Here is a 26,231-nt window from a genome sequence, read left to right on the forward strand (position 1 = left end):
CGACGCCGGGTTTGTCCAGTTCTGGGCCGACTCGTTCCTCTGGGGTGGCAATCAAGGACAACGATGTCCCGTACATTTCTCGGCGCGGTCGCACTGCTCGTTTCCGTCTCCGCCGTGACCGGTTGTTCGGTCTTCGGCGGCGGCGAGTTCCAGCCGATTTCGGGGCTGAGAATCATGACGCCCTCCGCACCGGGCGGCGGCTGGGACATCACCAGCAGGAAGATGGCCGACGTCCTGCAACAGGAGAAGCTGGCCAGCGGGGTCAGCACCTACAACGTGGACGGGGACGGCGGCATCGCCGGGCTCAACCAGCTCGTGAACAGCGCCGACGACGCCACCGTGATGACCACCGGCCAGGTGATGGTCGGCGCCACGGTGGCCGCCAAGTCGGCCAAGTCCCTGCGCGACACCACCCTGATCGCCCGCACCGTCGCCGAGAGCGAGATCTTCGTGGTGCCCGCCGACTCCAAGTGGCTGACCCTGGAGCAGTTCCTCACCGACTGGGCCGCCAATCCCAAGGGCACGCCGATCACCGGCGGCTCCGCGGGCGGGGACGACCAGATCCTGGCCTACCAGTTGGCCGACCAGATCGGCATCGACCCGAGCCTGGTGCGCTACGTGCCCAACTCCGGCGGCGGCGAGTCGGTGAACAAGCTGCTCTCCGGTGAGGCCAAGGCGGGCATCTCCGGGGTGGCCACGTACGCGGCGCAGGTCAAGTCCAACAAGCTGCGCGCGCTGGGCGTGTCAGCGGACCGCCGGTCCACGGTGCTGCCTGACGTCAAGACCCTGCGCGAGCAGGGACTGGGCGTGACGCTGACGAAGTGGCGGGCCCTGGTCGCGCGGCCCGGTCTGTCCTCCAGCGCCAAGCAGCGGCTGGTCGACATGGTGACCCGCCTGCACGAGTCGGCGGCCTGGCAGCGCGTGGTCTCGGCCAACGACTGGCTCGACCAGTTCCTGACCGGCCCCGACCTGGACCGGTTCGTGGACCAGGAGACCAGCAAGGTGTCGGGGCTGCTGGCCCAGGTCGGGCTGCGCGGCGGCGCCTAACCGCGCTGCTCGTTCGGCGGCATCATGGACTGCACGTCCAGCCGGTTGGCGAGCATCTGCGAGGTCTGCATCATGTCGGCCACGCGCTGCAGGCGGACCGCGTTGAGCGTGGTCGGGAACGAGCCGACCGAGATCAGGTCGGCGGTGGCCGCGTCCACCCCGGCGTAGTCCTTGAGCACGGTCTGCACCTGCAACCGGTCCGAGGCCTGCTGCTGGGCCTGGGCGAGCACCTTGCGGAAGGTCGACATGGTGTTCGGGTTGCCGTCGGCGAACTTCTTGAGCGAGGCGTAACCGGAGATCGGGAAGTCCAGGGTGGCCCCGCGCGCGGCATCGGTGACGATGGTCGCGCCCAGCGCCTTCTGCGCCTTGGTGATGAACGGCTCCACCATCCAGGCGGCGTCGACCTCGCGGTTCTGCAACGCGTCGGCCATGGTGGCGAAGGGCACCGTCTTGAACTGGATCTTGTTCTGGGCAACGCCAGCGGTGTCCAGCACCGACTTGGTGGTCAGCACGCCGAGGTCGTCGGGCGCGTTCACGGCGATCCGCGGCGAGGGCTTCTGCGAGGGGTCGTCGTAGCCGAGCGAGGGCAGGCTGACCAGCGCCATCGTGTTGGCGCCCGCCTGGTACGCCTCGCCCTGCAACTGCAACTGGGTACCGGCCCCGGCGGCCTTGAACAGGCTCACGTGGGTGGCGAAGGCGACGTCCAGCTTGCCGTCGGACAGCGCCTTGATCGCGTCGGCGTCACTGGGCTCCTGCTGGAGCTCGATGCGCAGACCGGCGTCGGCGAACAGGCCGCTGTTGACCGCCTTGTACAGCGGGGCCACGTCCACCTGGGCCTCGTAGCCCACCCGCAGCGTGGGGTGCTCCAGCGAGGGGGAGCCGCTCGAACCCGAGGACATCAGGCTGCACCCGCTCGCCGTGGCGCTGAGCCCGAGGACCCCCGCGAGCAGCACCGCGGTCCGACGTACCGCTCCGATGGCCATGCACACCTCATTAGTTGGTCAGCGTCGCCCCCGACAGCTTCGGGCACCGACCAGGTCGATACCACCGTGCGGGGATCGTAGCCACCCGGACGTATGAAGGCACCCCCGGCGGCGGACACGGTGAGTGCATCTGGAGTCTTCCGATGGGTGGGGGGCGCCACTACGCTTCTTGGGCTAGTGGCGGTGGTCGGTGAGGACCACCGCGGCTAACAGTTGCCGGGGATCTGGCATTACGCCCTGCACTGTGCTGCAATTCGGCCCACTCCGGGTCCAACCTCGGTCCGGGGAAGGCCAGGACACTGCTGCTGGAAGAGGATGCCCACGGTGGCCCGTCGCGAGAGAGGTCCCGGTCGACCAGGCCGAACTGAGTCGGCGCGCACAGAAGGCACCGGATCGGGTGAAGGACTGACTGCGCAGCGTGATGATGTGAGTGAATCAGTAGAAGAAGCAACACCCGTCGAGGCCGAGGCGTCCGACCAAGGTGTGACCGAGTCCGGCCGCTGGCGGCTACGCAATTGGCGGCTGCGGACAAAACTGCTGGTCGTCCTGCTCATCCCCACCGTGCTCGCGCTGATCCTTGGCGGGGTGCGTGTCCGCGCGGATGTGTTGAACCTCACAGACGCCCAGCGGCTGGCCAAGCAGGTCCAGCTGGAGGTCACGGTCGCCGACCTGATCCAGCAGTTGCAGCGCGAGCGCGACCTCACCGCGCGCTTCGTCGCGGACAACCGCAACGGGGACCGGGTGGTGCTCGACCGCCAGCGCGACCGCGTCGTCGCCGGGGTCAACGCCTTCCGCGACCAGCTCAACCAGCTCGGCCCCGGCATGGACCCGTCGACCCGCGACCGGTTCAGCACCGCCTCGGACCAGATGTCCCGGCTGACCAACCTGCGCAAGGCGGTGCAGGAGTCCTCCTACCCGGCGGACGCCACCTTCAACGCCTACAGCGACTTCATCCTCAACCTGCTCGACCTGTCCGGGCAGACGGTCTCCTCGATCAGCGACTCGGACCTGGTCCGCCTGCAACTGGCCACCAACGCCGTCGCGCGGGTCAAGGAGCAGACCTCCCGCAAGCGCGGCATCCTGCTCCAGGTCTTCACCACCGGCAAGTTCTCCTTCGCGCAGAAGCGCGCCCTGCTCGCCGCCGACGCCGAGCTGGACGCCGCCAAGGCCGACTTCAGCAAGTCGGCCACCCCCGACCAGCAGCGCATCTTCGACGACACGGTGACCGGCCTGATCGTCGACAACGCGAACAAGCTGGAGGAGTCGGCGCTGATCCGCGGGGTGGCCAGCAACGGCTCCCTGGACGGGCTCAACGCCACCCAGTGGGACGTGGACTCCACGCTGACGGTCAACCTGACCAACTCCGTGCAGGCCGCCCTGCTGGACCAGTTGCAGAGCCAGACCAACAACCTGGCCGCCACCTCGCAGGACTCGGCGATCCGCAACTCGGTGCTGGTGCTGGCCGCCCTGCTGCTCGCGCTGGTCATGGCCCTGTTCGTGGCCCGCTCGCTGCTGCGGCCGCTGCGCGTGCTGCGCCGTGCCGCCCTGGACATCGCCGACCACCGGCTGCCCGAGGAAGTGCAGCGCATCCTCACCGACCCGAACCCGCAGGAGGCCGCGCGCGACGTGGTCGAGCCGGTGCCGGTGCACACCAAGGAGGAGGTCGGCCAGCTGGCCAGGGCCTTCGACGCGGTGCACGGCGAGGCGGTGCGCATGGCGGCCCAGCAGGCCCTGCTGCGCGACAACGTCAACGCGATGTTCGTCAACCTGTCCCGGCGCAGCCAGACCCTGGTCGAGCGCCAGCTGGGCCTGATCGACCGGCTGGAGCAGGACGAGCAGGACCCCGACCAGCTGGCCAACCTGTTCGAGCTGGACCACCTGGCCACCCGCATGCGGCGCAACAGCGAGAACCTGCTGGTGCTCTCCGGCACCGACCTGGGCCGCAGACTGACCCGGCCGGTGCCCGCTGGCGACGTGGTCGGCGCCGCGGTGTCCGAGGTGGAGCAGTACGCCAGGGTGCAGGTGGCGCCCACCCCGGAGCTGACCGTGCAGGGCCGGGCCGTCAACGACCTGGTGCACCTGATCGCGGAGCTGCTGGACAATGCCACGGTCTTCTCCGACCCCAACACCAAGGTCACCGTGCGCACCGCCAAGACGCGGCGCGGCGAGCTGGCCATCGAGATCCACGACCGCGGGGTCGGCATGTCCGGGCCGGACATCGAGGACGCCAACCAGCGGCTTGCCGACCCGCCCGAGGTCGACGTCGCGGTGTCCCGCCGGATGGGTCTGTACGTGGTCGCCCGGCTGGCCAAGCGGCACGAGATCAAGGTCCGGCTGCGCGCCAACGAGGACATCGAGGGCGGCACCACCGCGCTGGTCGTCGTGCCCAGCACGCTCGTGCTGGCCCCCGGTGCCACCCCGTCCCCGGCGGGCACCACCGGCGAGCGGCCGCCGGCCCAGGCCGGTGGCGGCATCGCCAGCGCCTTCGGCGTGGCCCGCAGGCAGGCCCAGCAGGCCGCGGCCGGGAGCGAGCCGGCCGAGCAGGACGCCGGGTCGGCCGCCGAGGAGCCGGGGCTGCCGGTGCAGTTCGTGCAGGGCGAGGCCGAGCACGGCGGGGCCACGGCCGTGCCGAAGTGGAGCCCGCAGGCCCTGGCCCCCGCCGAGTCCACCCAGCAGTGGGCCGACACGCCCAGCGGGTCGCTCAACCTGTTCGCCGGTTTCGAGGAGCAGGACGAGCCCGAGCCCGCCTCCGAGGCGGGTGAGCCCACCGGCGTGTTCACTCGAACGGATGATCCTCTCGGGCATGCTGGAGCCGCGGAACCGGCTCCGGTTCCCCGCGCCCCGGTGGCCTCCTCGCCGCCTTCGGACGGCGCGGTGCCAGCCAGGGAGGTTGAACACGACTTGGACGCCCCGACCGAGCGTCTACCGATCTACGAGGCACTGCTGTCCCAGTGGTTCCAGGCCGTCGAGAACGAGACCCCGGACCTGGAGGGCCCCTTCGGGGTGCCGGCGCAGCCCGGAACCGGTCTGAACGACCTGCCCGCGGGCCCCGCCACCGCGTCGATCAGCGGTGGTCCCAGCGGCAACGGCGTCGCCCCCGCCCCGACGGCCAAGCCCGAGGCGCCCGCCGAGCCCGAGGCCGCCACGCAGGCCGAGCAGCCGGCCGCCTGGCCCGAGCCCGAGCCGGCGCAGGCCGCCCCGCAGGCGCCCGCCGAGCCGGCCGCTGCCGCCCCGCTGCCGCGGCGCACCCCCCGCGCGTCGAGCCGCCCGGTCGTGGAGCAGCCGACCGCGCAGTACGAGCCGGTCCCAGCGGAAGCCCCCGAACAGGTGACGTCGGAGCCCGCGGCCCCGCGTCCCGCCGCGGCCAGGAGTAACGAATGGACATCTCCTGGCGACGAAGGGTGGCACGCGGCAGAGTCCCTGCTGTCGCGGGTACCGGACAGCACCACCACCGCTGGCCTGCCCAAACGTGTGCCGAAGGCGCAGCTGATCCCCGGATCGGCGGCACCGAGGACGCCCGCTGCGCAGCCCACGAGGTCGCCGGCGGCACCACGATCTGCTGACTCGGTGCGGGGTCGCATGTCAAGCTTCCAGCAGGGCGTGCGCCGTGGACGGCACGCACTGATAGACGCCTACTCTGGCGATGCGCCCCAATCGCCCCAGAGCAGTGAGGACGAGGAGCAGGAGTGACAACCGCCTCTGTACAGCAGCCCGGCAGCTTCAGTTGGCTGATCACCGACTTCGTCCGGCGGGTGCCCGGCGTGGCACACGCCGTCGTGGTCTCCGCCGACGGGCTGCTGCTCGCCGGTTCGCACGGCCTGCCGCGCGACCGCGCCGAACAGCTCTCCGCTGTGTCCTCCGGCCTGATCAGCCTCACCCAGGGCGCCGCGCGCTGCTTCGAGGGTGGCGCGGTGAACCAGACCGTGGTGGAGATGGAGCGCGGCTACCTGTTCCTGATGTCCATCAGCGACGGGTCCTGTCTGTCCGTGCTGGCCGCGCCCAACTGCGACATCGGGCTGGTGGCCTACGAGATGACCCTTCTCGTCGAGCGGGTCGGCCAGCAGCTGACGCCCGAGTTGCGGGCTCAGCTGCAGGGCGTGGTCCGGAGATAGCCGCGGCGGGGGTGAGAAGAGATGGCCAAGGGTTCTGGCGTACCCGGCGGCCGGTTCGGTAAGAAGTTCGATTACCAGGCATGGGCCGCCGAGGGCTTCCGCTTCTCCGACCCCGATGCGGAAGGCCTCGCCGACGCCGAGGACGAAGCGCACTACGAGCTGGATGAGGTGCTGGATGACTCGCCACGACACCAGCTGCACGACGCCGCCGAACAGGGGTTAGGCGACATGGCAGCGCACGGTCTTGACGATCCGCCCCAGCACGGGCTGGACGCGGTGCCCAACCGGTTCGACATCGACGGGTACGGCAACGGCCTGTTCGGCGGGCCGGGGGCTGACCTGTTCGGCGAGCACGGCTTCGCCGAGGGCACGCCCACGAACCGGGGGGCCTACGGGCTGCCCGAGGACATGCCCGGAGCACATGCCTTCGGTTTCGCGGAGGAGCGCCCGCCGGAGCGCACCGGGGGGTATCGTGGCGGTCCGCCGTCGGGGCCGATCTCGGACCCCATCTCGGGGCCCCTCTACGATGCCGACGGTTACGAGGTGCACTTCGTCGATCCGGAACCCGAACCGGTCGCGGAGCCACCTGAGCCCGTCGTGGAAACCGGCTCGTTGGTCCGTCCCTACACCAGGACCGGCGGTCGGACCAGGCCGGACTACGACCTGGCGATCGAGGCACTGGTGTCCACCAGTGACCTCGGCCGTGACAGGGACGCCGCAGTGACCGCCGAGCACCGGTCGATCTGCGGTTTGTGCATTGAGACCCGCTCGGTCGCGGAGATCGCGGCGCACCTGCGGCTGCCCCTCGGGGTGGTCCGGGTGCTCATCGGTGACATGGCCAGCATGGGTCTAGTCCTGATTCACCAAAGCGGCCTGGTCGTGGGGGACAGGCCGTCCATTGAATTCCTTGAGAGGGTGCTCAGTGGGCTCCGCAGGCTCTAGTCCCCAGATCGCCAGGCAGGCGACCACCTCGGCCAAGATCGTGGTGGCCGGTGGGTTCGGTGTGGGCAAGACGACGTTCGTGGGTTCGGTGTCGGAGATCGTTCCGTTGACGACGGAGGCGGTGATGACCGAGGCCAGCCTCGGCGTCGACGACCTGTCGGCGACGCCGAACAAGGTCACCACCACGGTCGCGATGGACTTCGGCCGCGTGTCCCTGGACAGCGACCTGATCCTGTACCTGTTCGGCACGCCCGGACAGCACCGGTTCTGGTTCATGTGGGACGACCTGGTCCGCGGCGCGATCGGTGCGGTCGTGCTGGTGGACACGCGGCGGCTGGCCGATGCCTTCGCCTCGATCGACTTCTTCGACGACCGGCAGCTGCCCTACGTGGTGGCGGTCAACTGCTTCGACGGGATGCTGCACCACCGCATCGACGACGTGCGCGAGGCGCTGACCATCGACCAGTCGGTGCCGATCGTCACCTGTGACGCGCGCAACCGGGAGTCGACCAAGCAGACACTGATCACGCTGGTGGAACACGCCATGCGCCAGTGGATGTCGGTCCGCGCGGGCTGACCGGGATTCGACCGCCCCAGAGCGGGACTCGCCGTGCTTGCGGCGAGTCCCGCTCTGTCGCACGCGAGTCCCGTCCTGGGGCGCGTGAGTCCCGTCCTGTCGCACGCGAGTCCCGCTCTGGGGCGCGTGAGTCCCGCTCTCCGGGGACCCGAGTCCCGCCTCAGCGGTCCTCGTCGACCAGGGCGGCCGAGGTGATCAGGTGCACCGGGTAGCGCCGTACCTGGCCCGCCGAGCGGTCCACGCCCTCCAGCACGCCACCGGCCACCGACACCGGCTGCACCACGCGCTGGCTGGCCACCCCGCGTGAGTCCACGAAGCCCAGCCACACGCTGCGGCCCTGTTCGGCCGCGGCCCGCAGCAGCTCCAGCGTGGCGGGCACGGCGGTGCCCCTCGGCGTGGCAGCCGCCCGGTCACCGGCCCGCAGCTGCTCCAGCAACCCGGCGAGCTGGTCCTCACCGATCGCGCCCGCCGGGGCCTGCCTGCGCGGCTTGGCCTTGGCCGGGACCCGCCGGCCCGGCGGGCGCAGGTCCAGCACCGTGCCGTCGGCGCTCTCCGCGGCCGGGGAGAAGCCCGCGACCCGCAGGCCGTCCAGCACCTCGACCAGCGCCAGCGGGCTGACCAGGACGGTCGGCGCGATCCTGCGCAGCTCCAGCTGGACCGCCGCCGCGCTGGCCAGCACCTCGCTGATCAGCACCGGGTCGTCGCAGCGCAGGAACGAGCCCGCGGCCCCGCCGCGCAGCCTGCCGTGCCTGCGGGCCACGTCGTCGATCAGGTAGCTCAGCGACTGCGGCACCGGCGTCCTGGACCGGGTGGTGAACAGCTCGTGCAGTTCGGTGGCGGTGCGCCCGGCGTCCAGTGCCCGCCGCACGCTGGCCTCGCCCACCCGGTACACCGTCGCACCGCCCGCGGACTCCACGTCGGCCACCAACGCCATGTCCGCGGCCAGCCCCGCCTCCAGCGGGCCGGGCGCCACCACGGTCAGATCGGCCTGCACCAGCACGTGGTCCAGCGGCTCGGGCATGGCCTCGGCCATCCGCTTGGCGGCCATCGCCGGGCCCTCGGCCAGCAGTGTCCGCGCCGCCGTGGTCACGGCCCCGACCGCCATCAGCCCGAGCACGGTTGCCTCGGCGTAGGTCCAGCGCACCAGCTCGTCGCGCAGCCTGCCGCCGCGCCGGGGCGCCCGCCAGGCGAGCACGGCGGCCACCTGGTCCGGGTCGGCCACGCTCGTGCCACCCGGCAGCTCGGCCAGCGCCTCCAGCACCCGGCGGCGCTCACGGGGCGCCAGCGGCCTGCGCAGCTCGTCGGTCAGCGGCCCGATCGGCTTGTCGCGTTCGTCACGCGTGCCGACCAGTCCCGGCAGCCGGGGCAGGTCCAGCCAGGCCGCCGCCAGCGTGGCCCAGCGCTGCTCGGGCGCGGCGACGAGCCAGTTGTCGGTGAGCGTGGTCGGAACCCACTCCGGCTCGCTGCCCTCGCTGTCGGCGGCCAGCCCGGCGCCGACCACCAGCTCGGCCAGCAGGGCGGCCCGCGCCTCGTCCACGTCCAGCGCCTTGGCCAGCCTGCGCAGCTCCCGCACGCCGATGCCGCCCGCCCGTAGCACCGGGGCGGGCTCCTCCGACCACAGCCGCAGCAGCGCCTCGCAGTGCCGCACCACCTCCAGCGCCTCACCAGCGCCGATCGAGTCCGCAGTGGACTGGCCGCGCGAAGTCGTTGTCAGCGCCGGTTCCTTGACCTGGACGGTCCCCAGTGGACGCTTGCCCCGGACGGCCAGCCCCACCTCGCGCGGCAGCTCCACGGTCTCGTCGTCCCTGCGCAGCAGCAGGCCCATCGCCAGCATGCGCTGCACCGGGTTGCTCGCCCGCTCCAGCGGCACCACCTGGCCCGCGTCCCTGGTCTTGCCGATCGGCGGTCCCGCCGCCAGCGTGGCGAGCAGCCTGCGGTCGGGCTCGGCCAGCCCGGCCAGCACCGCGTCCAGGTCGGTGTCGGCCAGTGCGGGCACCGAGCGGCCCAGGCCGCCGGGGAACTGCGGGGCCACCTCCCTGGCCGCGGGCAGCACCGACAGCTCCCCGTCGCCGCCCCAGGCCAGCGCGCGGGTGCGCAGCGCCTTGATCGCCGCGTTCACCCTGGTCGCGGGGGCCTCGCCGGAGAACAACTGCACGATTGTTCGTGCGGTTGTCGGCGCTGTGTCCGCGTCCAGCACCAGCAGCGCCTCCAGCACGGTGAGCGTGAAGGTGTCCAGGTCCTCGCAGGCCCTGGCCACTGACGCCCTGATGCCCGCCCTGGTGGCCAACACGGCGGTGTCGGCGGGGGCGGGGGTCGCGAGGTCGGGGCGGGCGCGCAGCAGCGCGACGAGCGTGTCGTCGTCCTGTGCGCGCAACCAGTCCGCGAGTGAGAGGCCGGCCATCGTGCACCACGGTAGCTGTGAGCTGCCAGTAGCGTCGGGCACACTAGGTTTATCCCGAACCCGCTATCGAGGAGGAACAGTGGCGAAGGCCCGCCCCGAGCGCATCGACCCCACCTGGCCGCCCGTCCCCGAGGGCGAGCACCCGGTCAGTGAGCTCGCCTCCGACCGCCAGGGCGCGCTCTCGCCCTTCGGTGAGCTGACCTTCCCGGTCGAGGTGGACGCGCTGCCCTACGAGCACCCGGTCACCGAGATCAACAGGTGAGTGGCGGGCGGGCGGCCCGCACCGCTTCCGAGCCGCCCGCGTTCCGCAAATAGCCCCGGACTAGGCTCGTTGCCTCTTCAGCGGTACTGCAAGCAGGAGGAAGCGATGCCGGTCCCCGGCCCCGGGTACTCGATCACGATCCGAGTCGAGGCACCGCCCTCCGCGAGCGCGGCCGGCGACCTGACCAGTGCGGTCGGCAGGGTCGGCGGCGTGATCACCGCCTTCGACGTCGTCGAGTCCCACCCGGACGGTGTGGTGTTCGACATCACCTGCAACGCGATGTCGGAGAACCACGCCAAGGACATCACCGCGGCGCTGAGCGTGCTGCCGGACGTGGTGGTGCGCAAGGTCTCCGACCGGACCTTCCTGGTGCACCTCGGCGGCAAGATCGAGGTCAGCTCCAAGGTCGCCCTGCGCAACCGCGACGACCTCTCCCGTGCCTACACCCCCGGCGTGGCCCGGGTCTGCCAGGCGATCGCGGCCAACCCCGAGGACGCCCGCCGCCTGACCATCAAGCGCAACACCGTGGCCGTGGTCACCGACGGCTCGGCCGTGCTGGGCCTGGGCAACATCGGCCCCGCCGCCGCGCTGCCGGTGATGGAGGGCAAGGCCGCCCTGTTCAAGAAGTTCGCCGGGGTGGACGCCTGGCCGGTGTGCCTGGACACCCAGGACACCGAGGAGATCATCCGCGCGGTGGAGCTGATCGCCCCGGTGTACGGCGGCATCAACCTGGAGGACATCGCCGCCCCGCGCTGCTTCGAGATCGAGGCGCGCCTGCGCGAGAAGCTGGACATCCCGGTCTTCCACGACGACCAGCACGGCACCGCCATCGTGGTGGTCGGCGCGCTGCGCAACGCGCTTCGCGTGGTGGGCAAGGACATCGGCAAGTGCAAGATCGTGGTCTGCGGGGTCGGCGCCGCGGGTTCGGCGATCATCCGCCTGCTGCTGCACCAGAAGCCCGCGGACGTGCTGGCCGTGGACATCCACGGCATCGTGCACTCCGGCCGGGACAACCTGGACTCCAACCTGGAGCAGATCGCCTCCTGCACCAATGTCGAGGGCCGCTCCGGCAGCCTGCACGAGGCACTGGTCGGCGCGGACGTGTTCATCGGCGTCTCGGCCCCCAACCTGTTCGGCGCCGAGCAGGTGGCCACCATGAACTCCGACGCCGTGGTGTTCGCACTGGCCAACCCGGACCCGGAGATCGACCCGGTGGAGGCCCAGCAGCACGCCGCGATCGTGGCCACCGGCCGCAGCGACTACCCGAACCAGATCAACAACGTGCTGGCCTTCCCCGGGGTGTTCCGCGGTCTGCTCGACGCGCACGCCAACACGATCACCGACACGATGCTGGTGGCCGCCGCGAACGCGATCGCCGACGTGGTGGAGCCCGAGCGGCTCAACGCCTCGTTCATCGTGCCCAGCGTGTTCGACTCGGCGGTGGCGCCCGCGGTGGCCGAGGCCGTGCGCAAGGCCGCCATCGGGGAGAACTAGTGCGGTGTCCAAGTCCGTCGTCGGGCGCAGGACTCCGTACTAGCATCGCCGCGTGAGTGAGCTCAGCCACGTCGACGCCAGTGGCGCGGCGCGCATGGTCGACGTCTCCGGCAAGCAGCCGGGCGCACGGGTCGCGGTGGCCACCGGTGTGCTGCGCACCACCGCCGAGGTGCTCGACCTCCTGCGTTCGGACGGCCTGCCCAAGGGGGACGCCCTGGCCACGGCCAGGATCGCGGGCATCATGGGCGCCAAGCGAACGCCCGACCTGGTGCCGCTGTGCCACCCGATCGCGCTGACCGGGGTCAAGGTGGAGCTGGACCCTGGTGTGGACGAGGTGCGCATCACCGCCACGGTGAAGACCACCGACCGCACCGGGGTCGAGATGGAGGCGCTGACCGCCGTGACCGTGGCCGGGCTCACCCTGCACGACATGGTCAAGGCGGTGGACCCGGCCGCAGTGCTGGATGCGGTGCGGGTCGAGCGCAAGGAGGGTGGCAAGACCGGCACCTGGACCCGTCCGGAGGACCGATGAGCAAGCAGGCACGTGTTGTGGTGGCCTCGACCCGGGCGGCCACCGGGGTGTACCCGGACCGCACCGGGCCGCTGATCACGACCTGGCTGGCCGAACGCGGCTACGAGCCGGGTGAGCCGGTGGTGGTGGCCGACGGGGAGCCGGTGGCCCAGGCGCTGCGTACCGCCCTGGGCGAGCAGGTCGCTGTGGTGATCACCACGGGCGGTACCGGGCTCACGCCCACCGACCACACGCCGGAGGTCACCCGCCCGCTGCTGGACTACGAGGTGCCCGGCCTGGCCGACGCGATCCGGGCCGCTGGCCTGCCCCAGGTGCCGACCGCGGTGCTGTCACGCGGGCTGGCGGGTGTGGCGGGGCGCACGCTGGTGGTCAACCTGCCCGGATCGACCGGTGGCGTGAAGGACGGGCTCGCGGTGCTCGACGGGGTGCTCGACCACGCGGTGCAGCAGCTGCACGGCGGGGACCACGTGCCGGCGCCCCAGGCGGCCGGTGAGCCCGCGGTCGTGGTGCGGGCGGAGGTCACCGAGTCGCCGATCTCGGTCGACGAGCACGCCGAGTTGGTCTCCCACCGGGCGGCCGGGGCCGTCGTGTCCTTCGCCGGTGTCGTGCGTGACCACGATCACGGTCGATCCGTGGATGAACTGGAGTACAGCGGGCACCCTACTGCCGGATCGATCATCGCCGAGGTCGCGGCCTCGGTGGCGGCCCGTCACCCCGGGGTGCGCGCGGTGGCGGTCAGCCATCGGATCGGCCAGTTGGCGATCGGGGACGCCGCGCTGGCCTGCGCCGTGTCGGCGGCCCACCGCAAGGAGGCGTTCCTGGCCTGCGCCGACCTGGTGGACGAGGTCAAGCTGCGGCTGCCGGTGTGGAAGCGCCAGCAGTTCAGCGATGGCAGCGAGGAATGGGTCAACCTGCCCTGAACGCCCGCGGGGACGCCAATCGGCCGGAACCCGCCCGAAGGCGTGTCCCGGCCGATTGCGGCGTCACTTGGTGGCGAGCTTCTGACCCACCAGGATCAGGTTCGGGTCGCTGCCGATGACGTCCTTGTTCTTGTTGTACAGGTCCTGCCAGTCGCCCTTCAGGTTCAGCTTCTGAACCAGGGTGGACAGGGTGTCGCCCTCGACCACGGTGTAGTCGCCGTTGCCGCCGAGGACCGGGGCCTGCTGCGGGGCGGCGGCCTTGGGGGCCGGAGCCTGCTGCTTGGGGGCCGGAGCGGCCTTCCTGGGGGCCGGAGCCGGGGCCTGCTGGCGCGGAGCGGACGCGGTGCCGCCGCGCCTGCTGCAGTTCGGCCACGCGTTGGGGCCCTGGCTGGCCAGGACGCGCTCGGCCACCGCGATCTGCTGCTCACGGGTCGCACCGTTGGCAGTCGGGGCGTAGGCGCCACCACCGTAGGCACGCCACGTGCTGGCCGTGAACTGCAGGCCGCCGTAGAAGCCGTTGCCGGTGCTGATCGCCCAGTTGCCGCTGCTCTCGCACTGCGCAACCGCGTCCCAGTTCAGGCTGTCGGCCTGAGCCGTGCCCGCCGCGATGGTCATCGGGGCGGCGACGATCGCACCAGCCAGGGCGACCTGGGTCACGGTACGAGCGGCGCTGGACTGCTTGCGGTGCTTGCCACGGTAAGAGCTCATTGACCTCTCGCCTACAGCGCCTGCGCTATCGATCTCGTTGGGTCGACGCACGCCTCACGCGCGCGCCGTCCGGTGCAAGGTGCACACCGACTGCATCCCCAAGGGCGGTTCTCGGGCGCCCAAGGGGTGGTTCCCCCGCCCCTGTTCGGTAGTTGTCTTTCGCTCGGGGTTGTGTCCGCTGAGCCGCCGAACAGGGTTTGGCGCTTCGGCTCTGCGGGTGGTGCGTGGTTGGTCGGGTCCAACCGAGAAGCGACCGTACGTAACCGCAGCGGGAATCCCAAACCTTCCGCGTTGTGACCGTCGTCATAGTAACGCGGCGCAACCTGGCTCGATCTTGGGTATTTCCGCTGGTCAGATCGTCGTTATCTGGCCGTTTCCAAGTCGAGATCGATCACCCAACGTGAGTCCTGGGTCACGTGGTTTAGCCCGAATGAACACCGGTTTGCGCAAAGGTGTCGGCGCGTACGCGGACCGCTCGAAGGGGTCGTGAATCGATTCAGCAAGTGTGCTCCCGAAGGGCGTTAGTCTGACCTCGGCGGCCCCGCGTGAGAGGAACTCGATGAGCACCGAGATCGAGTTCCGCGTACTCGGCCCACTGGAGGTCCGAGTGGGCGGTAGACCGGTCGTCGTGGCCGCCGCGAAGCAGCGCGCCCTGCTGGCCGCACTTCTGCTGAGGGCGAACCAGGTGGTGCCCGCCGGTGAGCTGATCGGCTGCCTCTGGGGTGAGCGCCCGCCCGCCGGGGCGCGCAACACGCTGCGGACCTATGTGATGCGGCTGCGGCAGTCCCTGGGCGAGGCCGCCGTGCTGCGCACCGCCCCGGACGGCTACGCGATCGACGTGCCGCCGGGCGCGCTGGACGCGGACCGGTTCCGGGAACTGGTCGGCCGGGCGCGCTCGGCCGAGGACGAGTCCGCCTGGTCCCTGCTCACCGGGGCGCTCGCACTGTGGCGCGGGCCCGTACTGGCCGACACCCCGATGGATTCCTTGCGGCACAACGAGATCATCCGGCTGGACGAGGAGCTGCTGCACGCGCGGGAACGGCGTGCCGAGGTCGGCCTCCGGCTAGGGCGGCACGCCGAGCTCGTGCCGGAGCTGCGCGAGCTGGTCGCCGAGAACCCGGCCCGCGAGCAGCTCGCCGCGCACCTGATGATCGCCCTGTACCGCAGCAGCAGGCGCGCGGACGCGCTGCACACATATAGAGAGGTGTACGACTACCTCGCCGAGGAGCTGGGGGTCGACCCCGGCGCCGAGCTGACCGCCGCCCACCAGGCCGTGCTGTCCGACGACCCGGCTCTGCTCACTCCCTTGCCCGCCAAGCAGTCCACGGCCTCGGTGCCCGCGCAGCTGCCCCCCGATGTGATCAACTTCGTGGGTCGCGCCGAACTGCTGCGGCGGATCCGCGAACAGCTGGCCACCGACCCGCCCCCGCAGGCCACCCCGGTCGTGCTGCTGACCGGTCCGCCGGGTATCGGCAAGACCGCGCTGGCCGTACACCTGGCGCACCAGGTGAAGGCGCTGTTCCCGGACGGCCAGCTGTTCGTCGACCTGCGCGGCTACGCGCGCGGGCCCGCGCTGAGCGCGGGGCAGGTGCTGGCCCGGTTCCTGCGCGCGCTGGGGGTCGCCCCGGAGGCCGTGCCCGCCGACGAGGACGAGCAGTCGGCCACCTACCGCTCGCTGCTCACCGGGCGGCGCATGCTGATCGTGCTGGACAACGCGGCGCACGCCCCGCTGGTGCGGCAACTGCTGCCGGGCGACCCCGGCTGCGCCGTGCTGGTGACCAGCCGCGACGCGATGCGCGGACTGGTCGCGGCGCAGGGCGCGCGCCAACTCCAGGTCGGCGCGCTCGCCCCGGAGGAGTCCAGCGCACTGCTGGAGCGCATGGTCGGCAGGCAGGCGGTGCTCGCCGAGCCCGAGGCCGCGAGCGAGCTGGCCGAGCTGTGCACGCACCTGCCGCTGGCGCTGCGCATCGCCGCGGCCAACCTGCTCGGCGGCGGCGAACCCCAGTTGGCCGACCAGGTCGCGCAACTGCGCGAGGGCAACCGGCTCGCCGAGCTGTCCGCCGAGGGCGACGAGACCGTCACGGTGCGGGCCGCGTTCGACCTGTCCTACGAGGCGCTGACCGTGCAGGCACAACAGGTTTTCCGCTTGCTCGGGCTCATCCCGTGCGCCGACTGCACCCCCGACGCGCTGGCCGCACTGCTGGAGGTGCAGCACGACCAGGCCCGCAGGCTGCTCGACCGCCTGCTGTCGGCGAACCTCGTGCAGGCGCCGACACCGGGCCGCTACCAGCTGCACGACCTGCTGCGCGCCTACGCGCACGAACGGTCGGCCGCCGAGGACGAGCCGTCGGCCAGGCAGGCGGCCGTGCACCGGCTGCTCGCCCACAACCTCTTGCTGGCCAACGAGGCCGCCCGGCTGCTCGGCCCCGAGATCCCCCGGCTGGTCGACCAGCCCGAACCCACGTCGGCGCCCCGGTTCGGCAGTCGCGAGCAGGCACTGGAGTGGGTCAGCAGCGAGCTGTCCAACCTGGTCGCCCTCGTGCAGCACGCCGCCGCGAACGAGCCGAAGCGGGTGGCCTGGCAGCTGGTCGACGCGTTGCGGGTCTTCTTCTACGTGCAGCGGCTGACCTCCGTGTGGCACACCGTCGCCGTGGTCGCGCTGGACGCGGCGGTGCGGGCGGGGGACGAGGTCGCCGAGGCCGCCATGCACCACAGCATCGGCGCGCTGGACTGGAGCATGGGGCGCGCGGGCGAGGCGGCGCAGCGCTCCACCCGCGCGCTGGAGATCTTCCGCAGGCACGGCCGCACCGACGGCCAGTACTCGGCGCTGACCAACCTGGCCATCGCCCTGCTGGAGACCGGTGACCTCGCCGGGGCCGCGACCAGGTTCGCCGAGGCGCTGGACATCGCCCAGGAGCACGCCGAACCGGCCAGGCAGGCCCCGGTCCTGCTCAACCTCGGGCTGGTGCGCATGACGCTGGGCCAGACCGAGGACGGCCTGGCCTACCTGGCCAGGGCGCGCGCGATCTGCGCCCAGTTCGGCATCGAGCACGGCGAGCTGGCCTGCCTGTCCAACCTGATGCAGTACTCGCGCGACCTGGGCTGCTTCGAGCCGATGGAGCAGTACTTCTCCGACGGCGTGGCGCTCAGCCGCAGGCTGGGCATGCCCGACGCCGAGTCCGGCCTGCTGGAGGCGATGGCCCAGGTGCACCTGGACTTCGGACGGCTGGACGAGGCGTTCGAGCTGGTCGGCGCCGCGCTGGAGCTGGCATCGCGTCCCGGCATGGTGCAGTGCCGCATCGCCGCGATGAACACGCTCGGGCAGGCCCAGCGGCTGGCCGGTCGCAGCGGTGAGGCGGTGGCCAGCCACCGCGAGGCGCTGCGGCTGAGCAGGCAGGCGGAGTTCCGGGTCGGCGAGGTGCAGGCGCTGATCGGGCTCGGTTACGCGCTGGGCGGTTCCGAACAGGGGCTGGACTGCGCGCGGTCGGCGGTCAGCGTGTCCCGGCGCCACCAGCTGCTGCTCTACGAGGGCCACGGGCTGCTCGCGGTGGCGCAGGCCCACCTGATCCGGGCCGAACACGTCACCGCCGGGGTGCACGCGGAGCACGCGTTGAGCCTGTTCCGGCGCACCGGGTTGAGATTGTGGGAAGCCAGGGCGCTCGGAGAGCTGGCGAAAGTGCGCGAAGCAACGGATGATCACGTGACCGCGGCGGTGTACCGCGGTCAGTCCGATGCACTGTTCGCGGAGATGGGGTTGAAGGAGCAGACGTGACCGCCTACTTCGGGGTGCTCGGTTCCTTGGAGGTGGTGGTCGACGGCCGCGTGGTTGAGGTGCCCGCTGCCAAGCACCGCGTGCTGCTCGCCGTGCTGCTGCTCAACGCCAACCAGGTCGTGGAGCCGGGCGAGCTGGTGCACCACCTGTGGGGCGAGGACCCGCCCGCGGGCGCCCGCAACACCCTGCGCACCTACGTGATGCGGCTGCGGCGGTTGCTCGGACCTGAGGTGGGTGTGCGCACGGCGCCGAGCGGATACGCGGTGGACGTGCCCGAGGATGGACTGGACCTGCACCGCTTCCGCGAGCTGGTGGAGCGGGCCCGGTCGGCGCAGGACGCCCTCGCGTGGGACCTGCTCACCGAGGCGTTGGCCTTGTGGCGCGGGCCGATGCTCGCCGACGTGGCGCTCAACTCTCCCGCGGTCGAGGCCGTGGCGGAGGAGCACCTGCTCGCCGTGGAACTGCGCGCCGCGGCCGGACTGGCGCTGGGGCGGCACTCCGAGTTGGTCGACTGGTTGCGCGAGCTCACCGCCGAGCACCCGAGCCGGGAACGGCTGTGGGCGCACCTGATGCGTGCGCTGGACGGGGCCGGTCGCCGCGCCGAGGCGATTCGCGCCTACCAGACCGTGGCCACGCACCTCGCCGACCAACTGGGCATCGACCCAGGTGTGGAGCTCCAGCAACTGCACGAGCGGTTCACCGCGGTGGTCGTGCCCGCCCAACTGCCTTCCAACGTCATCGACTTCGTGGGCCGGCGCGAGCTGACCGATCGGATCGTCACCGAACTAGGTGTACGAACGGTCGTGCTGACAGGTCCGCCCGGTGTGGGCAAGACCGCGCTGGCGGTGCACGCCGCGCACCTGGCCAGGGCGCACTTCCCGGATGGGCAGCTGTTCGTGGACCTGCGCGGGTACTCGACCGAGGCGGCGCAGAGCACTGAGCAGGTGCTGTCCCGGTTCCTGCGCGCGCTGGGCATGCCCGACTCCGAGGTGCCGGTCGGCCTCGGCCCGCTGACCCACAGCTACACCAGCCTGGTGGCCGATCGCAGGCTGCTGGTCGTCCTGGACAACGCGGCCGACCCCGAGCAGGTGGCCCGGTTGCTGCCCACCGCACCGGGCTGCGCCGCGCTGGTCACCAGCCGGGACCACATGCCGGAACTGGCCGCCCCCAACGGTTCGCTGGCCCTGGAGGTCGCCGAGCTGGCCCCGGACGAGTCGCGGGAACTGCTCGCACGAATGGTCGGTCCGGTGGACGAGGGTGAGATCGACGAGCTGGCCAGCCGGTGTGCGCACCTGCCGCTGGCACTGCGCATCGCCGGTGCGAACGTGGCCACCATGGCCTACCCGGACATGGCCTCCTACCTGACCTTGCTGCGGGACGAGGACAGCCTGTCCGCGCTGGCCGTGGAGGGCGATGAGCAGTTCGCCGTCCGCACCGCCTTCGACCTGTCCTACCAGGCACAGAAACCCGCCGACCAGCGGTTGTTCCGGCTGCTGGGGCTGTTGCCCGGCGCCGACTTCACGGCGGCCGTGGCCAACGTGCTCACCGGGGACACCGACGCCGTCGGCGGGCTGCGCAGGCTGTGGGCCGGCCACCTGGTCGCCGAGCCCGAGCCGGGCCGCTACCAGCTGCACGATCTGCTGCGCAGCTATGCGCACGACCGTTCGTACACCGACGAGCAGGGCGCCGAGCGGGAGGCCGCGCTGAGCCGGGTCCACGAGCACTACCGCACGGTGGTGGCCGCCGCCGCGCTGGTGATCAGCCCAGAGAGCACGAGCCTGCTGCCGGAGCCGATGGACCTGCCCGCGCCCTTCGACTCCCGCCCGGCGGCCCTGGACTGGATCGGCGCGGAGCTGGCCAACCTCGTCGCACTCGTCCGGCACTGCTGCGAGCACGGCCGCACCCGGATCGCCTGCCGGATCGTCGACGACCTGCGCGGCTTCTTCTACGCCCGGCCGCTGGTCGCCGAATGGGAGTTGATCACGCGCACCGCCCTGGCCGCCGCCGCGCGGGAGCCGGACGTGCTGCTGCGCGCCGCGATGCGCTACAACCTGGGCGCCCTGCACTGGAGCACCGCGCACTACCGCGAGGCCGTGGAGCAGTACAAGTCCAGCCTGGCCGTCTACTCGACAAGGCAGTGGCCCGACGCCGAGCGCGCCGCGCTGATCAACCTGGCCATCGCGCTGTGGGAGCTGGGCCGCCTGCGAGAGTGCCAGCCGCACTTCGAGCGCGCGCTGGAACTCGCGCGGCAGCACGGCAGTCCGATCATGCGCGCCTCGGTGATGCTCAACCTGGGCAACGTGCACCTGACCCTGGCACAGACCGGTCCCGCCTTCGAGTTGCTGACCGAGGCGCGCGGGATCTGTGCCGAACTCGGTGTGTACCACGGGGAACTCGCCTGCATGCGCAGCCTGCTCTACCTGGCGCGGGAGATGGGGGAGTACGGCCGGGCTCAGCAGTACATCGAGTGGGTCGTCGCCCGCGACCAGGAGGACGCGCTGGACGACCGGCACATCTGGGACGACGTGGCCAAGGTCTGGTTCGACCTGGGCCGGCGGGACGAGGCGATCGCCATCGCGCGGCGGCGCCTCGCCGAGGACACCGGGGGCAGCCACGCCAAGGACGACGTGGACCTGCTGGTGCACCTGGCCGACATGTACGTCGAGGTCGGCCGCGCGGCCGAAGCCCTTGAGCTGCACGAGAAGGCGCTGGCCGCCTCCACCGAGCACGACAGCCGCGACACCTGGGTGTCCTGCCTGACCGGCGTGGCCCGCGACCACCTCGACCTCGGTGCTCCCGAGCTGGCGCTGCACGAGGCCCAGCGCGCCGTGGTCGTCGCCGAGGAGTTCGACCTCGGTCTGCGCCTGGGCCGCGCCAAGCTCGTCGCCGCACAGGCCCGGCTCGCACTGGGCCAGCACGCCGCCGCCCTGGACATGGCCACCCAGGCCCTGCACTGGCACGAGTCGCACAGCCTGCGGATCTGGTCCGCCCGAACCCTGTGCGTGCTGGCCGAGGTGCACCGCGCCAGCGGGGAACAGGAAAACGCACGATCGTGCTGGAACCAGGCGCTGGCCCTGTTCGAGGAACTCGGCGTGCCCCAGGGCGGCGAGGTGCAGGGCTCCCTCGGGGGCTGCCGGTGAGTTCGGGGGAACTCGGCGTGTCTGTCGGGCAGATACCGAAAGACACGGCTTGACCGGATTTGCTAGAGGACAGTGAACAAGGCTCCTAGTCTGTTGGGCCTGACACTTCGCTGACGGAGAGGAGCCGAGCGTGCCCGGTGACGTGCGCTTCCGGATCCTCGGGCCGTTGGAGGTCTCGCTGTCGGGGCAGCCGGTGCCGATCCGGGCGGCCAAGCACCGCACCCTGCTGGCGGCCCTGCTGCTGCGCGCGAACCGGGTGGTCCCGGTGGAGGCGCTGGTCGAGCGGCTGTGGGCGGACGACCCGCCAGCGAGGGCCAAGGGCACGTTGCAGACCTACGTGCTGCGACTGCGCCAGGCGCTGGGCGACCCGGACCTGGTGCGCACGGCGCCGGAGGGCTACTACATCGACGTGCCACCGGGCGCGGTCGACCTGGAGCGCTTCCGCCAGCTGACGGCCGAGGGCGCGCGGGCCACCGACGCGGGTGACCTGGCCGCCGCGGCGGAGGCCCTGGACGCGGCGCTGCGCCTGTGGCGGGGTGCCCCGCTGGCCGACGTGCCCTCGGACTCCTTGCAGCGCAACGTGGTTCCGCAACTGGTGGAGCAGCACCTGCAGGTGCTTGAGCGGCGCATCGACATCGAACTGCGGCGCGGCAGGCACACCGAGCTGATCGCGGAGTTGCAGTCCCTGACGGCCAAGCACCCGACCCGGGAGCGGTTCTGGGCGCAGCTGATGCTCGCGCTGTACCGGGGCGGGCGGCAGGCCGAGGCCCTGGCCGCGTACCAGTCGGTGGCCAGGCACTTCGCCGAGGAGCTGGGCATCGACCCCGGTGAGCAGCTGCGCAGGCTGCACCAGGGCATGTTGACCAACGCCCCGGAGCTGCTCGCCCCAGTCCAGCCGGAAACCGCACGACCGGTCGTTTTCCCGTCCCAGCTGCCCGCCGACATCCCGGACTTCGTGGGCCGCACGGAACTGGTGGACGGCCTGGTCCAGGCGTTCGACCAGGGGTCGGTGACCGGCCCGGTGGTGTTCGTGGGCCCGCCCGGCGTGGGCAAGACGGCGCTGGCGGTGCACGTGGCGCACCGGCTGCGGGCACGCTTCCCGGACGGCCAGCTCTATGTGAACCTGCGCGGCTACGCGCTGGGGCCCGCGCTGAGCACGGCACAGGTGCTGTCCCGGTTCCTGCGCGCGCTGGGCGTGCCGCCGGAACAGATCCCGATCGAGGTGGACCACCAGGCGGCGACCTTCCGCGCGCTGGTGTCCGACAAGCGCATGCTGGTGGTGCTGGACAACGCGGCGACCGCCGAGCAGGTCCGCGTGGCGCTGCCCGCGGGGCCGGGCTGCGCGGTGCTGGTGACCAGCCGCAACGACCTGCGCGTGCGGGCCCAGCTGCCCGGTGCACGAACGGTCGTGCTGGAACCGCTGGCCCCCAGCGAGTCCCTGGCACTGCTCGACGCGGTGCTGGGCACCGGGACGGACCGTGCCGAGGGCAGCTCGGCCGAACTCGCCGCCCTGTGCGCGCATTTGCCGCTGGCGCTGCGGATCGCGGCGGCGAACCTGGCCAAGGCCCTGCCCTCGGGCATCGAGGACTACGTCGCCGAGCTGCGCAACGGCAACCGGCTGGCGGTGCTCAGCATCGACGGGGACGAGGGCACGGCCGTTCGTGCGGCGTTCGACCTGTCGTACACGACCCTGGACGCCAAGTCCCGCGAGTTGTTCCGGGCACTGGGCCTGGTTCCTGGGCCGGACTTCACCGCACCGGCCGCCGCGGCGCTGGTCGCCTGCTCACCGGGTGAGGCGGCCGGGCTGCTCGACCAGCTCGCCGCGGTGCACCTGGTGCAGCAGCACAGCCCGGGCCGCTACCAGTTCCACGACCTGATCCGGCTCTACGCCTCGCAGCGCGACCACGAGGAGAACACCACGGCGGAGCGGGAGGCCGCCGTGGGCAGGCTGTTCGACCACTACCTGGACGCGGCCGGTGCGGCGGCCCGGGTGGTGCACCCGGACCTGCTGCGCCTGCCGCCCAGGGACCCCGCCCAGCGGGCCGCCCTCTTCGCCGACGTGGCCGAGGCCACCGAGTGGCTGGACGCCGAGCGGGCCAACCTGGTCGCGGCCATCGGCCACGCGGCGCGGCAGGACATGGCCGAGCACGCCGTGCGGATCACCGACTCGCTGCGCGGCTACTTCCTGTCCAACCGGCACAACGTGGACTGGTTCGCCTCGGCCAACGCCGCGCTGTCGGTGGCCCGCCGCGGCCGGGACCGCCGCGCCGAGGCCGCGATGCTGCACAACCTCGGCACGGCGCACTGGAACCTGGACCAGCACGACGAGGCGATCGGCTGCTTCTCCGCGGCGCTGGCCGCCTACCGGGAGGTCGGCGCCGAGGACGGCATCGCCGCCGCGCTGAACAACCTGGGCGCCGCGCACATCGAACTGGGCCAGTTCGCCGAGGCTACCGAGCACCTGGAGGCCTCGCTGGAGGTGGCCAGGCACGCCGGGTTCCGGGAGACCGCGGTGGTGACCCACGGCAACCTCGGCTTCGTGCACCTGGAACTGGGCAGGCTGGCCGAGGCCATCGAGTACTCCTCGCGGGCGGCCGAGCTGTGCGGGGAGGCCGGGCTGTCCAACTGCGAGGCGACCAGCCTGGCCAACCTCGGCGCGGCACTGCTGGAGCGGGGCAGTCCGCTGGCCGCGATCGAGCGGTTCACCGAGGCGCTGGCGAAGTTCCGTGCCCTCGGCAAGATCAACGAGACGGTCGAGGCGCTGCACGGACTGGCCAGCGCCTACCAGCTGACCGCGCAGGCCGACCTCGCGCTCGAGCACGCGCACGAGGCGCTGACCACGGCGCGCCGCACCGGGAACCGGCGCTGCGAGGCGATGAGCCTGGCCGTGCTGGGTATGACCTGGCACTCCACCGGGCGCTACGCCGAGGCCATGGAGTGCTTCGAGGAGGCCGTCGAGGTCATCGGCGAGATCCGGCACCCGCGCACCGAGCTGCGGGTGCAGATCGGCATGGCGATGGCCCTGCCCGCGGTGGGCAGGCTGGCCGAGGGCCTGGAGCAGGCCAGGACAGCGCTGGACCTGGCGCGGGCCAAGAGCCTGCGGCTGTACGAAGCGCGGACCTCGTTGCTGGTGGCGCACTTGCTGCTGCTGCGCGGGGACACCGAGCAGGCTCACGGCTACGCGGTGGACGCGCTGGAGATCTACCGCGAGGTCGGCAACCCGATCGGTGAGGCGTGGTCCATCCACGCCCTGGCCAAGGTGCACCGGGCGCGTGGCGAGGAGGAGCTGGCCACCAGCTACCTGCAGACGGCGCTGAAGATGTTGGACGGCAACGCGATGGCCTGGGCCGAGCGGATCCGCGCCGCGTTGGCGAGCTGAGCCTCAGCCGCCCGCGAAGGGCGGCAGCACGTCCAGCTGCTGACCACTGGCGAGGCGGATTCCCTTGTCGTGCACGGCGATGCCGTCCAGCAGCAGGCTGCACGCTGGCAGCACCCTGGCCACCGCCGAGCCGTGCCGCTCGGTGATCATGCGCAGCGCGTCGTCCACAGTGGACTCCGGGTGCAGCGGGAAGTCCTCGTCCCCGATCCCGGTCGCTGCCTTGGCGCCCGCGAAATAGCGCACGTTCAGAACCATCGCGTCATCCTCCGATAGCGCTCATCGGCCGGTCGGGCTGGGTGAACCCGTCGTCGTTGATGCCGTGGCCCTTCGCCTTGCCCCACATGGCGATCCGCCACAGCTCGGCCAGTTCCTCGTCGTCGGCGCCCGCGCGCATCGGGCCGCGCAGGTCGGTCTCGGTGGTGGCGAACAGGCAGGTGCGCAGCGCGCCGTCGGCGGTCAGCCGGGTCCGGTCGCAGGCGGCGCAGAACGGCCGGGTGACCGAGGCGATCACGCCGACGGTGGCCGGTCCGCCGTCGACCAGCCAGCGCTCGGCCGGCGCCGCACCGCGCCGCTCGGACATCGGAGTCAGCTCGAACTCCTTGCCCAGCAAGGCGAGGATCTCCTGCGCGGTCACCATGTCCGAGCGTCGCCAACCGTGCTGGGCGTCCAGCGGCATCTGCTCGATGAACCGCAGCTGGTAGCCCTGGTCCAGGCAGTACCGCAGCAGTTCGGGCGCCTCGTTCTCGTTGACCCCGCGCAACAGCACGCTGTTGACCTTCACCGGGGTCAGCCCCGCGTCCCTGGCCGCGGCCATGCCCGCCAGCACGTCGGCGAGCCGGTCCCGGCGGGTGATCGCCGCGAACCGGTCGGGGCGCAGGGTGTCCAGCGAGACGTTGATCCGGTCCAGCCCGGCGGCCCGCAGCTCGGCAGCCCTGCGGGCCAGCCCGATCCCGTTGGTGGTCAACGAGGTGCTCGGCCTGGGTTCCAGTGCGGCGGTGGCCGCCAGCACCTCGGCCAGGTCCTTGCGCAGCAGCGGCTCCCCGCCGGTGAACCGGACCTCCCGCACGCCCAGCCGGTGCACCGCGATGCCGATCAGGCGGCTCAGTTCGGCGCCGGTGAGCAGGTCGGGGCCGGGCAGCCAGTCCAGGCCCTCGGCGGGCATGCAGTAGGTGCAGCGCAGGTTGCAGCGGTCGGTCAGCGACACGCGTAAATCGGTGGCCACCCGGCCGAAGGTGTCGATGAGGCGATCGTCCTGCGGGCGTGCCTCAGTCGAGGGCGTGCGCCGCACACCGGGCAATCCGAGTTCAACAGGTGCCATCGTGCTTTCCAGGGTAATCGCACTCTCGGTCGGTGTGACCCGCCCGGCACCGGTCCCACTACGCTGGACCGCCGCGGAACGCCGTTCAGCGGTTACTATGTCTTCACGACAGAGTGTCTTAGCAACTAAGTTGGTCAGGGTGGTGGCGATGTCGGACGCGACGCAGGCCCGACCGGTCTACCCGGTCAGCCAGGAGGACATGGAACGGTTCTCCGCGCTGGGCAGGGACGGCAGTGCGGTGACGGTGATGTTCCACTCCCGCATCGCCGAGAAGCTCGGCCTGTCCGCCACCGACCACAAGTGCCTTGACCTGGCACTTCGCGGGGGCGGGCCGCTCACGGCCGGGCGCATCGCGGAGTTGTCGGGGCTGTCCACCGGGGCGGTCACCGGGGTCATCGACCGGCTGGAGCGGGCCGGTTTCGTGCGCCGCGTGCGCGACCCGCACGACCGGCGCAAGGTGCTCGTCGAGGTGACCCCGGTCAACGAGGAGCGCTTCGCCCCGCTGTTCAAGGGGGTCAGCGAGATGGTCGAGCGGGTGCTCTCGCACTACAGCCCTGAGCAGCGCGAGGTCATTCACGCGTATCTCAGCGAGGTCAACGAGTCGATGCGCGAGGAAGTCACCAGGGTCGGCGAACTCGACTAGA

18 protein-coding genes are annotated in these 26,231 nt (G+C 71.7%); 13 read left to right on the plus strand and 5 right to left on the minus strand.

The window, feature by feature from the left end:
* Positions 1-63 precede the first annotated feature (63 nt).
* Positions 64-1,047 (plus strand): Bug family tripartite tricarboxylate transporter substrate binding protein, encoded by a 984-nt coding sequence (locus tag KALB_RS02725; protein ID WP_025354191.1) that lies wholly within the window; start codon positions 64-66, stop codon positions 1,045-1,047.
* Here KALB_RS02725 and KALB_RS02730 read toward each other — a convergent pair.
* Positions 1,044-2,030, minus strand: coding sequence for an ABC transporter substrate-binding protein (locus tag KALB_RS02730; RefSeq protein WP_025354192.1), 987 nt, complete (start codon positions 2,028-2,030; stop codon positions 1,044-1,046). The two genes, KALB_RS02725 and KALB_RS02730, sit on opposite strands and share 4 nt — an antisense overlap.
* A 426-nt stretch (positions 2,031-2,456) precedes the next feature.
* Here KALB_RS02730 and KALB_RS02735 point away from each other — a divergent pair, with 426 nt between their 5' ends.
* The 4 genes from KALB_RS02735 to KALB_RS02750 are packed head-to-tail and all read left to right on the plus strand — an operon-like array spanning position 2,457 to position 7,661.
* On the plus strand, positions 2,457-5,720 hold the full coding sequence (locus KALB_RS02735) for a sensor histidine kinase (RefSeq protein WP_236650158.1): 3,264 nt from the start codon (positions 2,457-2,459) through the stop codon (positions 5,718-5,720).
* Complete coding sequence (locus KALB_RS02740) at positions 5,717-6,142, plus strand: roadblock/LC7 domain-containing protein (protein ID WP_025354194.1); 426 nt, start codon at positions 5,717-5,719, stop codon at positions 6,140-6,142. The genes KALB_RS02735 and KALB_RS02740 overlap by 4 nt, the downstream gene beginning before the upstream one ends.
* Before the next feature lie 21 nt (positions 6,143-6,163).
* A complete protein-coding gene (locus tag KALB_RS49015; RefSeq protein WP_025354195.1) occupies positions 6,164-7,084 on the plus strand; it encodes a DUF742 domain-containing protein in 921 nt (306 codons plus the stop codon).
* The gene (locus KALB_RS02750) at positions 7,065-7,661 is read left to right on the plus strand and encodes a GTP-binding protein (RefSeq protein ID WP_025354196.1); all 597 of its coding nucleotides are present in this window, start codon (positions 7,065-7,067) and stop codon (positions 7,659-7,661) included. Before KALB_RS49015 ends, KALB_RS02750 begins: the two co-directional genes overlap by 20 nt.
* Before the next feature lie 160 nt (positions 7,662-7,821).
* Here the strand turns inward: KALB_RS02750 and KALB_RS02755 are convergent, their stop codons facing one another.
* Positions 7,822-10,062 (minus strand): helicase-associated domain-containing protein, encoded by a 2,241-nt coding sequence (locus KALB_RS02755; protein WP_025354197.1) that lies wholly within the window; start codon positions 10,060-10,062, stop codon positions 7,822-7,824.
* A gap of 79 nt (positions 10,063-10,141) precedes the next feature.
* Between KALB_RS02755 and KALB_RS02760 the strand changes: the two genes are divergently transcribed.
* From KALB_RS02760 to KALB_RS02775, 4 genes are all read left to right on the plus strand, one after another.
* Entirely contained in the window at positions 10,142-10,324 is a 183-nt protein-coding gene (locus tag KALB_RS02760) for a hypothetical protein (protein ID WP_025354198.1), read from the plus strand.
* 105 nt (positions 10,325-10,429) lie between these two features.
* Positions 10,430-11,818, plus strand: a complete 1,389-nt coding sequence (locus tag KALB_RS02765; RefSeq protein WP_025354199.1) for an NAD-dependent malic enzyme — start codon at positions 10,430-10,432, stop codon at positions 11,816-11,818.
* A 52-nt stretch (positions 11,819-11,870) separates the two neighbouring features.
* Positions 11,871-12,350, plus strand: a complete 480-nt coding sequence (gene moaC / locus KALB_RS02770; protein WP_025354200.1) for a cyclic pyranopterin monophosphate synthase MoaC — start codon at positions 11,871-11,873, stop codon at positions 12,348-12,350.
* Complete coding sequence (locus KALB_RS02775) at positions 12,347-13,270, plus strand: molybdenum cofactor biosynthesis protein MoaE (RefSeq protein WP_025354201.1); 924 nt, start codon at positions 12,347-12,349, stop codon at positions 13,268-13,270. Before moaC ends, KALB_RS02775 begins: the two co-directional genes overlap by 4 nt.
* 63 nt (positions 13,271-13,333) lie before the next feature.
* Here the strand turns inward: KALB_RS02775 and KALB_RS02780 are convergent, their stop codons facing one another.
* Positions 13,334-13,978 carry a LysM peptidoglycan-binding domain-containing protein gene (locus tag KALB_RS02780; RefSeq protein ID WP_025354202.1) on the minus strand — a complete coding sequence of 215 codons (645 nt, stop codon included), beginning with the start codon at positions 13,976-13,978 and terminating at the stop codon, positions 13,334-13,336.
* 559 nt (positions 13,979-14,537) lie between these two features.
* Here KALB_RS02780 and KALB_RS02785 point away from each other — a divergent pair.
* The 3 genes from KALB_RS02785 (at position 14,538) to KALB_RS02795 (ending at position 24,269) form a co-directional block, all read left to right on the plus strand.
* Positions 14,538-17,750, plus strand: coding sequence for an AfsR/SARP family transcriptional regulator (locus tag KALB_RS02785; RefSeq protein ID WP_025354203.1), 3,213 nt, complete (start codon positions 14,538-14,540; stop codon positions 17,748-17,750).
* On the plus strand, positions 17,747-20,890 hold the full coding sequence (locus KALB_RS02790) for an AfsR/SARP family transcriptional regulator (RefSeq protein WP_025354204.1): 3,144 nt from the start codon (positions 17,747-17,749) through the stop codon (positions 20,888-20,890). Before KALB_RS02785 ends, KALB_RS02790 begins: the two co-directional genes overlap by 4 nt.
* A 130-nt stretch (positions 20,891-21,020) precedes the next feature.
* Entirely contained in the window at positions 21,021-24,269 is a 3,249-nt protein-coding gene (locus KALB_RS02795) for an AfsR/SARP family transcriptional regulator (RefSeq protein ID WP_025354205.1), read from the plus strand.
* Between the two features lie 3 nt (positions 24,270-24,272).
* Here KALB_RS02795 and KALB_RS02800 read toward each other — a convergent pair whose 3' ends face one another.
* Positions 24,273-24,524 (minus strand): MoaD/ThiS family protein, encoded by a 252-nt coding sequence (locus tag KALB_RS02800; RefSeq protein ID WP_025354206.1) that lies wholly within the window; start codon positions 24,522-24,524, stop codon positions 24,273-24,275.
* A 4-nt stretch (positions 24,525-24,528) separates the two neighbouring features.
* Entirely contained in the window at positions 24,529-25,587 is a 1,059-nt protein-coding gene (gene moaA / locus KALB_RS02805; RefSeq protein ID WP_042220151.1) for a GTP 3',8-cyclase MoaA, read from the minus strand.
* 148 nt (positions 25,588-25,735) lie between these two features.
* Here moaA and KALB_RS02810 point away from each other — a divergent pair, with 148 nt between their 5' ends.
* Positions 25,736-26,230, plus strand: a complete 495-nt coding sequence (locus KALB_RS02810) for a MarR family winged helix-turn-helix transcriptional regulator (protein ID WP_025354208.1) — start codon at positions 25,736-25,738, stop codon at positions 26,228-26,230.
* Position 26,231: the final 1 nt, after the last annotated feature.

Origin of the sequence: Kutzneria viridogrisea DSM 43870 (assembly GCF_000525635.1) — a bacterium.
In the GTDB taxonomy this organism is placed as follows: Bacteria; Actinomycetota; Actinomycetes; order Mycobacteriales; family Pseudonocardiaceae; genus Kutzneria; species Kutzneria viridogrisea.